General features: G+C 72.0%; 12 protein-coding genes. 5 read left to right on the plus strand and 7 right to left on the minus strand.

The window, feature by feature from the left end; genetic code table 11:
* Positions 1-150 precede the first annotated feature (150 nt).
* The 6 genes from AC07AW_RS04455 to AC07AW_RS04480 form a co-directional block, all read right to left on the minus strand.
* Positions 151-990: a serine/arginine repetitive matrix protein 2 gene (locus AC07AW_RS04455; RefSeq protein ID WP_478814002.1), complete on the minus strand. Its 840-nt coding sequence runs from the start codon at positions 988-990 to the stop codon at positions 151-153.
* 1 nt (position 991) lies between these two features.
* Positions 992-1357, minus strand: coding sequence for a hypothetical protein (locus AC07AW_RS04460; protein WP_478814003.1), 366 nt, complete (start codon positions 1355-1357; stop codon positions 992-994).
* The gene (locus tag AC07AW_RS04465; protein ID WP_478814004.1) at positions 1350-3107 is read right to left on the minus strand and encodes a hypothetical protein; all 1758 of its coding nucleotides are present in this window, start codon (positions 3105-3107) and stop codon (positions 1350-1352) included. The genes AC07AW_RS04460 and AC07AW_RS04465 overlap by 8 nt, the downstream gene beginning before the upstream one ends.
* 214 nt (positions 3108-3321) lie before the next feature.
* Positions 3322-4311 carry a malate dehydrogenase gene (locus tag AC07AW_RS04470; protein ID WP_478814005.1) on the minus strand — a complete coding sequence of 330 codons (990 nt, stop codon included), beginning with the start codon at positions 4309-4311 and terminating at the stop codon, positions 3322-3324.
* A gap of 419 nt (positions 4312-4730) precedes the next feature.
* Entirely contained in the window at positions 4731-5255 is a 525-nt protein-coding gene (locus AC07AW_RS04475) for a DUF3017 domain-containing protein (protein ID WP_478814006.1), read from the minus strand.
* Entirely contained in the window at positions 5197-6057 is an 861-nt protein-coding gene (locus tag AC07AW_RS04480) for a bifunctional methylenetetrahydrofolate dehydrogenase/methenyltetrahydrofolate cyclohydrolase (protein WP_362653660.1), read from the minus strand. Before AC07AW_RS04480 ends, AC07AW_RS04475 begins: the two co-directional genes overlap by 59 nt.
* 249 nt (positions 6058-6306) lie before the next feature.
* On the opposite strand from AC07AW_RS04480, the gene AC07AW_RS04485 reads away from it, so the two are divergent.
* A complete protein-coding gene (locus AC07AW_RS04485; RefSeq protein ID WP_478814007.1) occupies positions 6307-6900 on the plus strand; it encodes a hypothetical protein in 594 nt (197 codons plus the stop codon).
* Between the two features lie 77 nt (positions 6901-6977).
* Here AC07AW_RS04485 and AC07AW_RS04490 read toward each other — a convergent pair whose 3' ends face one another.
* Positions 6978-8411: a DUF2079 domain-containing protein gene (locus AC07AW_RS04490; protein ID WP_478814008.1), complete on the minus strand. Its 1434-nt coding sequence runs from the start codon at positions 8409-8411 to the stop codon at positions 6978-6980.
* Between the two features lie 186 nt (positions 8412-8597).
* Between AC07AW_RS04490 and AC07AW_RS04495 the strand changes: the two genes are divergently transcribed.
* The 4 genes from AC07AW_RS04495 (at position 8598) to AC07AW_RS04510 (ending at position 12218) form a co-directional block, all read left to right on the plus strand.
* Entirely contained in the window at positions 8598-9368 is a 771-nt protein-coding gene (locus AC07AW_RS04495; protein WP_478814009.1) for an FHA domain-containing protein, read from the plus strand.
* Positions 9365-10699: a protein kinase domain-containing protein gene (locus AC07AW_RS04500; RefSeq protein WP_478814010.1), complete on the plus strand. Its 1335-nt coding sequence runs from the start codon at positions 9365-9367 to the stop codon at positions 10697-10699. Before AC07AW_RS04495 ends, AC07AW_RS04500 begins: the two co-directional genes overlap by 4 nt.
* A gap of 127 nt (positions 10700-10826) precedes the next feature.
* Positions 10827-11705: a hypothetical protein gene (locus tag AC07AW_RS04505; protein WP_478814011.1), complete on the plus strand. Its 879-nt coding sequence runs from the start codon at positions 10827-10829 to the stop codon at positions 11703-11705.
* 51 nt (positions 11706-11756) lie between these two features.
* Positions 11757-12218, plus strand: a complete 462-nt coding sequence (locus tag AC07AW_RS04510) for a hypothetical protein (protein WP_478814012.1) — start codon at positions 11757-11759, stop codon at positions 12216-12218.
* The last annotated feature ends 47 nt before the right edge of the window (positions 12219-12265 follow it).

Here is a 12265-nt window from a genome sequence, read left to right on the forward strand (position 1 = left end):
GGGCCCGTTGTGCCCACCCGTTCCGCCCCGGCGGAACGCATGCCCACAACGGGGTGGGCGCCGCCCCAGCGGAACGATTGCCCACAACGGGGTAGGCGTGGGCGCCGCCCCGGCGGGGCGCAGGCACACAACGGGGCGCGGCGCCGGGTCTCAGTGCGCGCCCGGTTGGAAGAAGTCCAGCGCCACCTTCAGGACTTCGCGCTGCTTCGGCCAGTCCGTTTCCGGGCCCGCCGCCAGGATCGCGTACTCGTTGCCGTCCTCCGCAGTGAAGGCGCGGTCGACGACCTTGCGGCGGCCGCCCTCGCGGTCGTACGCGTACACCAGCTCGGCCGCGTCCGCCTCGCCGGTGACCCGTTCGAGGCCCAGCTCCTGGTAGCCCGGCTTGTTGGCCCTGCCGTCCTCGGAGGCCCCGCGCAGCGCCTCGTACGGCGTCGTCCCCGCCTCCTGGATGACGAAGACCTGGATCAGGCTCCGCCCGTCCGGCGCGTTGAAGAACACTCCCTGGTCGGACTCCGTGCGGTTCCAGCCCTCGGGCACGGCGATCGTGAAGCCCTTGAGATCCTCCTGGGCCCGGTAGCCGGGCGGGGGAACGTCGTCCGTGGGCGGTGTGGAGGACGCTTCGGAAGGCGACGGGGGCTCGGTCGTCGGGGGCTGCGTCTCCGGTGGGGACGAGACCGACGCCGGAGGGTTCGCCACCGTGCCGCCGTTCCCTCCGTCCCCGCCCCAGAGCAGCCACGCCCCCACGGAACCCGCCGCCACCACGGCGACCGCCACGCCCGCCGCCACCGCGGCCCGCGGGCGGGGCCGGGGTGCCGGGGCGGGCGGTGCCGGGTACGCCCAGCCGCCTGACTCGGGGACGTACTCCGGGGCGTAGTCCGGAGGAGGCGGAGGCGGTGCTGTCGGGCCCTCGGGCCGCGGGGGCAGCGGCACGGTGCCCGCTCCCCCGCTCTCCCAGCTCTGCGTCTCGTCGTTCCAGCGGGCCCCGCTCATCTCATCCTCCGAGCAGGGTGCCGACGGCCTGCCCCACGGCCACGCCCGAGGCGAGGATCCCGGTCACGGCGCCCGCGTCCCTGAGGGCGCGGCGCAGGGCCGTCAGCCGGCCGGTGCCCGCACGCCCGGTGCCCTCGATCTCGTCCTCGGCGTCGGAGAGTTCGGCGTCGAGCGCGGTCGTCTGCTCGGAGGGGACGACGCCCTCCAGGTCGGTGCGGAGCCGCCGGATGGCCTGGAGCAGGGCCTCCTGCTGCGGGTCGCGGGCCGGCTGGGTGCCGTTCACGGTGCTGGTGACGGTGTTGTTGTCGCCGATGGTGACGTTGCCACTGGTGTTGGTGACGTGAATGCCGTTCGTGTGGTCAGCCACGGTCGCCTCCGGTCGTCGAGGTGGTGAAGGTCTTGCTGGTGACGGTGTTGTGGGTGCCGACGGTGACGTTCCCCTTGGTGTTCTCGATGAACGTGCCGCCCTCGGCGACGTGCACGATCTTCTGCTCGAACTCGGCCGTCTCGTACCCGGCTTCGCGCAGGGCGAGCGTCACGCCGTTCGCGACCCGGTCCTGCACGCTCTTCAGGTAGCGGCTGACGTCCATCTCCTGGAAGAGGGAGGCCTCGTCGTCGGAGCCCAGCTCGCGGACCGAGACCCACGGGCCCTCGGGCAGCGCGTGGGCATGGCCGGCGGTGAGCACCCGCCACAGGTGGCCGAGCGCGCGCCCGAGCGTGACCAGGGCCTGTCCGGCCGAGCGCGGGGTCCGGCCGAGCGCCCAGACCGCCTTGCCGAAGGAGTGGTTGTGCCGGTAGCGGTGGGCGATCCGGTCGGCGTACCGGTAGAGCGGCTTCACCGGCCGCAGGACGTGCGGGGCGACCTCCAGCATCAGCATGCCGCCCTGGGTGTGGACGCGGACGAAGACCGTGGTGACGATCTCCTCGCCCCAGCCGCCGACCCGGACGCGGAGGAAGTGACGGCGGGTCTCGCCGCCCTCCTCGATGGCGCCCGAGCGGTGCGCCTCGAAGCCCTCGGGGGTGTACGGGGCGGCCGTGCGGGCCGGCAGCCCGTCGACGGGCAGGAAGACGACCTCGTCGATCTCCAGCTCGCGCAGCCGGTCCCGTACGGCGGCCCTGAGCTGCGGCGAGCCGTGCGGGGCGGGCACGCGCAGCGCCTCCAGGAGCGGGACCACGTGCCGGAGGACGGCGCTGTTGTCGAGCGGTTCGGGCGCCTTGCCGTCGAGGTTCTTGCGGGGGCGCAGTTCGATGGAGAGCGACCAGGGCTCGTACGGGGCGCCGGCGCCGCAGAACGGGTCCTCGGAGCCGTACATGATCAGCCGGGCGTGCTGCTCGACCCGGATCCGGTCGCGGAGCCGGCGGAAGCGGGCGCCCTCGGCGGCCTCGGCCGGGTCGGAGCGCTGGTCGGCGAAGCGCTCGCGGGACAGTTCCTCGGTGAGCGCGCGGGCGAACTGGCCGCGCTGGGTGGCCACCGCCCAGGCCACGAGGAACGGCACGGCGAGGGTGATCCACACCTCCAGCTTGCCGACGCCCCAGATCTCCTGGGCTGCGAGGCCCGCGGCGAGGCCGAGGAAGTCGCCCGTGTCCCCGAGGTCGCCGAGGAGGTCCCCGCCGAACTCGCCGGACTCCTCGTCGGCGAACGCGAGGACGAGGAGGAACAGCGCGGACTGGAGGAGCATCAGCCGCCCGTACCAGCGCAGCAGGAACGCGGGGACGACCCGGTACACGGGGGCGGCGGCGGACCGGCCGCGCACCCAGCGGGCGATGCCGAGGATCAGGAAGGGGGTGATGAGAAGCCCGATCAGGCCCTTGGTGAGGGGGATCGCGACGATCCAGAGGGCCAGGATGCCTGCGGCCCAGGCGAGTTCGACGCGGCGGGCGCGCAGTGCGTGGGCGAGGACGCGGCTCGCGTCGTAGCCGAGGGAGGGGGCGGCGAAGCGCTCCTCGTGGACGTACAGCTGGTCGATGACCGCGTCGCGGAATCCGTCGTCGAGGTACGTGCCGGCGCAGAGCAGCCGGGTGGCCTCGCTGGCGGCGGGTAAGCGGCGCGGGTCGACGGCGGCGGGTGGCGTACTGGGCGGTTGGCCTGGCTGGTGAGGTACGAACGATTGCGCCAAAACTCCCCCGATTGCGTGGAACTGTTCGCGTTTACGGCCGAGTTGGCCGGGAACCGGTGCGACAGCATAGGTGAGGCGGGAGTTCCGTGTCGGCACGAAAAACGGCGCCCCCGGGCCGTACGGTCGGTCGTACGGCCCGGGGGCGCCGGGAGTGTGGAGCCGGAATCAGCCCTGATCAGGCCGATCGGAGGCCCGGATCAGGTCGATCCGAGGCTCAGATCAGGCCGAGCTCGCGGACCGCGTCGCGCTCCTCGGAGAGCTCCTTGACGGAGGCGTCGATGCGGGCGCGGGAGAAGTCGTTGATCTCCAGGCCCTGGACGATCTCGTACTTGCCGTCCTTGCAGGTGACCGGGAAGGAGGAGATCAGGCCCTCCGGGACGCCGTACGAGCCGTCGGACGGGACGCCCATGGAGGTCCAGTCGCCCTCGGCGGTGCCGTTGACCCAGGTGTGGACGTGGTCGATGGCGGCGTTCGCGGCGGAGGCCGCGGAGGACGCGCCACGGGCGTCGATGATCGCGGCGCCGCGCTTGGCGACGGTCGGGATGAAGGTGTCGGCCAGCCACGCCTCGTCGCCCACGACCTCGGCGGCGTTCTTGCCGGCGATCTCCGCGTGGAAGATGTCCGGGTACTGCGTCGCGGAGTGGTTGCCCCAGATGGTGAGGCGCTTGATGTCCGTGACCGAGGAGTTGGTCTTCTGGGCCAGCTGCGTCAGGGCGCGGTTGTGGTCCAGGCGGGTCATCGCGGTGAAGCGCTCGGCCGGGACGCCCTTGGCGGCGGACTGGGCGATCAGGGCGTTGGTGTTGGCCGGGTTGCCGACGACCAGGATCTTGATGTCGTCCGCGGCGTGCGCGGCGATGGCCTCGCCCTGCGGCTTGAAGATGCCGCCGTTGGCGGCGAGCAGGTCGCCGCGCTCCATGCCCGGGCCGCGCGGGCGCGCGCCGACGAGCAGGCCGATGTTGGCGCCCTCGAAGCCCGCGTTCGGGTTGTCGAAGATGTCGATGCCCTTGAGCAGCGGGAACGCGCAGTCGTCGAGCTCCATGGCGGTGCCCTCGGCGGCCTTCACGCCCTGCGGGATCTCGAGGAGGCGCAGCTTGACCGGCACGTCCGCGCCGAGCAGGTGGCCGGAGGCGATGCGGAAGAGCAGCGCGTAGCCGATCTGGCCGGCCGCGCCGGTCACGGTGACATTCACGGGAGTGCGGGTCATGGCGATCTCCGTAAGACAGCTGGCGGTGGGGGTCCCTGCCCCTGGTGCGGGATAGCTCTCTTGATCGATCGGTGTCTCGACATGAAGAGATATCCAGCGGTCAGGCTATCCGACCCGGACCCCCTCGAATCCCCACCCCCTTGTGGTCCGGCTCACTGCCACCCGTCCGGAGAGCCCTCGGGGGCCGTGCGGCGGAGTCCGGCACGGGGCCGACGTGGGGTCCGGCACGGGGTCGACGCGAGTCCGGCACGGGGCCGACGTCAGTCCGTCACGGGGCCGACGTAGCGGAATGGTCACTTCCGTGCCACAGCGCACCGACGGAGCTTGAACCGACCTTGGCACGTACATGACCCTTGATCGTGACGGCGCCCGCCCTCCCACGGGGGAGAGGGCGGGCGCCGCTCTTCATGACCTGCCGACTACGTCACCGTGAGGTGGAGTACGTCCTCCAGGAACGGGATCCGCAGCCACGGCCCCGGCTGGACCATGAGCGCGAGCAGCACGATCAGGCCGCCCATCACCCCGTACGTGATCATGTCCGTGAAGCGGGAGCGGACGGCCAGCATGCCGACGGACGGCAGCACCCGGCGCATCGCCGCACCCGTGAGGAGCGCGACCCCGACCAGGATCGCCCCCACCCGGAAGGCCTGCGGGAACGGGTCCGTGCCCACCACGAGCAGGCCGAGCCCGGCGAGCACGAGGACGGTGAGCAGCGGCCACTGACGCGCGGGCGCCGGGGCGTCGCCGGGGGCCGCCCGGCCGCCGCCCTCGGGGCGCGCGGTGTCGGTGGTGAGCCGCCGGCGCGGACTGCCCGCCGCCGCGGCGTCCGCCGCACCCGACGCGCCGTCCGGGTTCCCGGGCGCCCCCGGGGTCCCGGAGCTCACGTCAGAGCGCCGCGGCCGCGCGCTCGGCGGCCTCGACGACGTTGACGAGCAGCTGGGCACGGGTCATCGGACCCACGCCGCCGGGGTTCGGGGAGATCCAGGCGGCCACCTCGGCGACACCCGGGTCCACGTCGCCGACGATCTTGCCCTCGCCGTTGCGGGAGACGCCGACGTCGAGGACGGCCGCGCCCGGCTTCACGTCCTCGGGCTTGATCAGATGCGGCACGCCGGCCGCCGCGACGATGATGTCGGCGTTGCGCAGGTGCGCCGAGAGGTCCCGGGTGCCGGTGTGGCACTGGGTCACGGTCGCGTTCTCGGAGCGGCGGGTCAGGATCAGCGGCATCGGGCGACCGATGGTGACACCGCGGCCGACGACGACGACCTCGGCGCCGTTGATCTCCACGCCGTGGGCGCGGAGCAGGGTGACGATGCCGTTCGGCGTGCAGGGCAGCGGGGCGGGCTCGTTGAGGACGAGCCGGCCGAGGTTGGTCGGGTGCAGGCCGTCCGCGTCCTTGGCCGGGTCCATCAGCTCCAGGATGCGGTTCTCGTCGATGCCCTTGGGGAGCGGCAGCTGGACGATGTAGCCGGTGCAGGCCGGGTCCTCGTTGAGCTCCCGTACGACCGCCTCGATCTCCTCCTGGGTGGCGGTGCCCGGCAGGGTGCGCTGGATGGAGGCGAGGCCGACCTCCGCGCAGTCGCGGTGCTTTCCGGCGACGTACTTCTGGCTGGCCGGGTCGTCCCCGACCAGGACGGTGCCCAGGCCGGGCGTGATGCCCTTCTCCTTGAGGGCCGCCACACGGACGGTCAGATCGGACTTGATCGCGGCTGCGGTGGCCTTGCCATCGAGAATCTGGGCGCTCATGGAGACATCCTCCCGGATGACCCCCGCCTTGTTCCAATTCGCTCCCCCGCAGCGGCCGGCGAAGCGGAACGACAGGTTGCATCTGCACAACTCCGTGACGTAGCGACTGGACAAAAAGTCGACGTTGCGACGACGATGATCCGCGTAGTACCGCGGAAAGTGCCGGGGGGAAATCCGCTCAAATGCCGTGAAGTCCTCCGCGCGGGCCGCGTCGTCCCCGCACAGAGATATTCACGGAGGAATCCCGCGATGAGCTTCGGCGAACCGAACAACCCCTACGGCCAGCCGCAGGGACAGGGACAGCAGCCCGGGTACGGCTACCCGCAGCAGGCCCCGCAGGGCGTGCCGCCGCAGGGCTACGGCTACCCGGCGGCCCCGCCGGTCTCGCCGTACGGCGGCGGGTACCCGGGCGCGGCCATGGAGATGCCCGGCGGTGTGAAGTCCGCGCGCGTGATGCTGTGGATCCTGAGCGGGCTCAACCTGCTCGGTGGCTTCGGAGCGATCGCCTTCTCCTTCACCCTCGCCAGCGAGCTGGAGAAGCAGCAGGGCTCCCTGTCCGGTGACGAGGAGACCTTCGCGAACCTGGGCCAGGGCATCATGATCGGCGCCGGCGTCATCTCGCTGATCTTCGCGATCCTCGGCATGGTGCTCGCCGCCAAGTTCAAGTCCGGCGGCAACGGCGTCCGGATCGGCGCGATCGTCTGGGCCTCGTTCGCGGTGCTGTTCAGCCTGTTCTCGCTGCCGCTCGGTGTCGTCAGCCTCGCCCTCGGCGTCATGATCATCGTCTTCACGGCGAAGTCGGAGGGCTCGGCCTGGTTCAACCGGAACAGGCAGCAGTACTGAGCCTGACCCATGCGTGAGGGGCGGGATCCGTTCGGATCCCGCCCCTCACGCATGTCACTGCCGCGCGACGACCGCTGTCACTGCCGCTTCAGGACCGCGAAGCCGTCCGAGCGGTAGGTGATCTCGTACCGCGCCTCCGGATGCAATTGCGAAGCCAGCTGCGCCGGATCCGACACCTGCTGACCCCAGCCCCGCAGGTCGAAGGCGAGATAGTCCGGGGTGACCCCCTTCGACGTGCCCACCCAGTAGACCCGGTGGTCCGCCGTGAGGTGGGCGAGGAGCGAGACGTCCGCCTCGACGCTCACCCCCTCCGGCACCGCGTCGACCGCCGCCCGCGCCTCCACGGTCCGGGTGTCCGTCCGGTACGTCTCCGACTTCAGCAGCTCCCGCAGCGGCAGGTTCGCGGCGAGGACGAGCGCGACCGCCGTCGCGACGGGGATCACGACCTTCCCGTACGAGACGAGCCAGGCGCGCGGCGAGGTGCGGACCGCGCGGACGCCGTCCACGAGGGCCAGGAAGACGACCGGCATCAGGATCGCGCTGTAGTGCCAGTGCATGCCCCAGTGGTTGGCGTCCTGGGAGAGGAAGCGCCAGCCGAGGGTCGGCAGGACGAGCAGGACCAGCGGGGACCGCAGGGCGAGGAAACCGGTGATCGCCAGCAGGTAGAAGACCATCTCCCACCGCTCGCCGGAGGCGAGGGCGTCGCCGATCACCTGCCCGAAGGAGGTGTCGGCGCCCGTGCCGGTCTTCTCGATCTTCGACCAGTAGTCGTACTGGCCGAGCTTGCTCGCCGCCGGGATCAGGACGAGGACCGTCAGCGCGAAGGCCGCCACGCCGAAGCCGGCCAGGGCCGCGCCCAGCCGCTTGCGCCCCTTCAGGAAGAGGACCGCGCCGACCATCGCGACGGTGAGGCCCATGTCCTCCTTGACCAGGACGAGCGGGGCGGACCAGGCGGCGGCCGCGGTCCAGCGCCCGAGGAGCAGGGCCCGGCAGGTCAGGGCGAGCAGCGGGACGGCGAAGGCGATCTCGTGGAAGTCGGACTTGACGGCCTCCTGGAGCCCCCAGGACAGGCCGTACGCGATCGTCAGGCCGATGCCGGCGGCCCGGCTGCCGAGGATCTGCTGGGTGGTGCGGCCGACGACGACGGCGGAGGCGGCGAAGAGCGCGGCCTGCCCGAAGAGCAGGGAGACGGGCGAGGGCCAGATCCAGTAGAGCGGCGCGAGCAGCGCGGTGACGGGGCTGAAGTGGTCGCCGAGTATGGGGAAGCCGGGGCCCTTGATGTCGACGACGGGGGCCCGGAACTCGGCGTACGCCCGGACCGACTGCCCGAAGATCCCGAGGTCCCAGGAGGGCGTGCGGAAGTGCGCGTACTGCACCCAGGAGTACAGGAAGTACAGGCCGCAGAGGACGCCCGCGAGGATCAGATACGGACGGATCGGGGCCGGGGAGAGGCCGTCGGACGGCTCCGCGTCGGTGGACTCCGCAGCGGGCCTGTTCAGTACGTCCAACACCACGTCCCCCACTACCGGCGGCCGACAAAAGAGCAACCCATTAGACCAGAGTCCACCCGTTCGGCGGATCTGTCGCAGCAGCCCCTTCACGACCCCGGCCCGCTCCGTACCCGGACGGTGACGTTCTGCATTCGTTTATCGGAGCTTCCTACCCTGACCCCGCAGACCTCGGGGAAAGGAAGCGTCATGTACAGCATCATCGTGGTGCCCGCACACGCCGCGGACCCCGGAAGCCAGGTCAGGCTGGCGCCCGGCGAAAGACTCCATTTCGGCCGCACCACCCCGTACGCCCCCGGCCGCACCACCCCTCACACGGCCGGCGAACCGCGTCGTCATCTGGACATCCCCCACCCCGGGGTGTCCCGCACCGCCGGAGAGATCGGCGCGACGGCGAGCTACTGGACCCTCAGCAACTTCAGCACGGCCTCGACCTATGTCGTCGAGAACCCGGAGGGCGCAGGCGAACACATCAAGATCGCACCCGGGCGGGTCGACGCCCCGGTGCCGTTCGAGTTCTCGCGGGTCGTCCTGCCCGCGGGCGGCGACCTGCTCGACTTCGGCGTCTGGGCACCCCGCCACGACTACGTGGAGTGCGCGCAGGCCGCCGGGGAGGGCGAGCCGACCGCGCTCGCCTTCCCCCTCGACCGCACCAAGCGCTACTTCCTCGTCCTCGCCGCGCTCTGCGAGTCCCGACTGCGCGGTGCCCCGCACGCGCCGCTGCCGACGGTCGAACAGATCGTGGGGCGGCTGCGCCCGCTGTGGCCGGCGGTCAACCGCGCCGCCGTGCAGTGGAACATCGACTACCTGGCCGTGAAGTTACGGCTCAAGCCGGGCCCCGAGGCGCCCGACGCGGGCCCGCGCCTCAACGGCAAGAAGGAGTCCCTGGTCTCCCTCGCCCTCCGCTTCGACCTGGTCCGCGAGGACGACCTGTCGACCCTGGCGGAGGTGGCGCGGTGACCGCCTTCCCCCTGACCGTCCCGGTCGGCTACGAGATCGGCGACTGGGTCGTGGAGCGCCCGCTGGGCGCGGGAGCCTTCGGCAGCGTCTACGCGGCACGCCACCGCGACGCCTCCGCCTCCCCCGCCCGCGCCGCCCTCAAGTTCCTCCCGACCGGCACCCGCACCCCGCGCCAGCTGCGCCACCTCCGCGACCTGGCCGAGCGCGAGGTCGAGCTGCTCAGCCGGCTCCGCTCGCCACGTCTGATCCGGCTGTACGAGACCCTCACCGTCGACGACCCGGCGCACCCGGAGCTGGACGGCGCCACCGTCCTCGTACTGGAGGAGGCGGAGCGCCCGCTCCAGTCGCTCCTCTCCAGAACCGCGGCGCCGCCCCCGTCCGGCCCCGCGCTGCTCGTCCAGATCTGCGAGGGCCTGCACCAGCTGCACGCGGCGGGCTGGGTGCACGGCGACCTCAAGCCGGCCAACGTCCTGCTGATGAAGGACGGCACCGTCCGGCTCGGCGACTTCAGCACGGCGAGCGAGCTGGAGGGCAGCCACGCCTACGCCTCCGGCTTCGCCACACCCGACTACACCCCGCCCGAGCTGCTCTGGTCGGAAGTCGGCGACCGGGGCGCCCGGATCCGCCCCAGCTCCGACGTCTGGGCCTTCGGTGTGCTCGCCCACCTCGTCCTGACCGGCTCCTCCCCGCTCTCCGGCGGCACGCCGACCGCACGCCGGGACGCCACCCTGCGCTACGCGCGCGGTGAGGAGGAACTCCGCCTCTCCCCCGAGCTCCCGGAACCCTGGCGGGAGATCGTCACGGACTGTCTGAGCCGCACCCACGAGGAGCGGGCCGCCCACGACGCGGCGTCCCTGCTCCGCCGGGTCCGGGAGGCGGCCGCGGGCCGGATGCCGCGCCGCCGCAGACGGCTCGTCCCACTCCTCGCCGTGTCCCTCGTTGTGCTGACGGCGGCGGGCTTCGGCCTGAACTCCCTGCGCGAGGAACCGACGGGGAACACCGGCGCGAAGAACACCGCGGCCGGGTACGAGCGCTGCGCGCCGGGCAACATCTGCTTCTTCTCGGAGGCGGGCGGCCAGGGCCAGATGTGCGACTGGCTGAACGACGATCCCGAGTGGTTCGACGGCGACACGGTCTGCAGCTGGGCGCGGACGCGCACGCCCCGCTCGGTGTTCAACAACGGCTCCGCCGACCCGAAGGGCTTCGTCCACGTCGCCTACTTCGCGGGGAAGAACCTGAAGGACGGACTGGGCTGCATCCGGCAGGGCGCGCGCCGCGACCTCACCCTCGACCGGCCGATCGCCTCGCACACCTGGGCCAAGACCTGCTGAGCCCTGACCTGGGGCGTCGCGTGCCCGAAGCGCTGCCCTAGGAGTTACGAGGTACCCCGCGGCCGGTGGCGGCCGCATGGTGTGACTGCGCCGCGGACGGGCGGCGCAGTCACCAGGGGGGCCGACGATGAAGCACCTGCTCGTGCGCGCGATCACGGTCGTCGCCGTCGTCGCGGCGGTGACGACCGGCTGCTCGCGACCGGACACCGCCGCCGCCCCTCCGGAGCGGGAGCTGACGCAGGCCGAGCAGCTGCGGATCTCGGACGCCGACGAGGTGCTGATCAAGCAGTGCATGAACCGGGCCGGATTCTCGTACTGGACGAGCCCCAGGTACAGCCTGGAGGAGAGCCGCGAGCCCGGCTACGTCAACGACGACGTCGCGTGGGCGCGGAAGCACGGTTACGGCAGCCGGATCGCGGCCGCGGCCGACCGGTACCGGCGGACGAACCCGAACGGCGCGTACCGCACGGGCCTCTCCGCCGAGCGCCGCAAGGCCTACGACGAGGCGCTGGACGGCGGCCGTCGGGCCAGGATCCTCACCGCGAAGCTCCCCGGCGGCACCGCGACCGTCCGCAAACGGCTCGGCGGCTGCTCCGAGGAGGCCGAGCGCAAGCTGTACGGGGACCCGGACGCCTGGTTCCGGGCCGACAAGGCCGTCACCAATCTGCAGCCCCTGTACGTCCCCGAGATCCTGCGGGACAAGCGGTTCAAAGCCGCCCTCGCGGGCTGGACGGCCTGCATGGGACGGGCCGGCTTCACCTACCCCGACCCGACGGCCGCACGGGACGCCGCGGCCCGCGCGCGGGACTTCGCGAGCGAGACCCGCACCGCGGTCGCCGAGGCCCGCTGCGCCCGCGAGACCTCGCTGGCCTCCGTGGCCCGCGAGCGCCAGACGCACTACCTGAACGCCCTGCGCGACACGTACGGCGAGGAGCTCGACACCCATCGCCGACTCCAGCGCGGGGCCTACGAGCGGGCTGCCGGGATCACCGGCGCCCGGGTCTGAACGACCCACCACCGGCACCACCCATCGCACCACCCACCGAAGGAGCGAACCATGCGCAAGATCGGTATGTCCGTCGCCGCTCTCGGCCTCGCGGTCGCAGGCCTCGTCGCCCCCGCCACGGCGGCCCAGGCATCGAGCTCGGGCACGGCGAGCAACCACTGCAACGACATCTGGCCGGGCCGGAACGGCAACGTGTACGCCTACGCCGACACGTACTGCTACGGCTACCTCGGCGCCGCCGCCGGCAACGACGCCGACTGGGGCGCGTCGGGCGGCGGCTTCTCCGGTGCGAGGGACACTGCCGAGTCCGTCATGAACGCCGGCTACACCGGCAGCTACTCCATCGTGAAGTTCTTCTACTGGGAGAACTACGGCGGCGGCTACAACTGCCTGAAGGCCGAGGAGTTCTTCGTCGACGACCTCTCACGGAACACCTTCAGCAACGGCGCCACCATGAAGGAGAACATCCGGTCCCACCAGTGGGTGAACTCCTGTGACCGCTGGATGAGCTGAGCCGAACGACGGAGGGCCCGCCGGTACGTGCGTACCGGCGGGCCCTC

This window comes from Streptomyces sp. NPDC044003 (assembly GCF_056435185.1).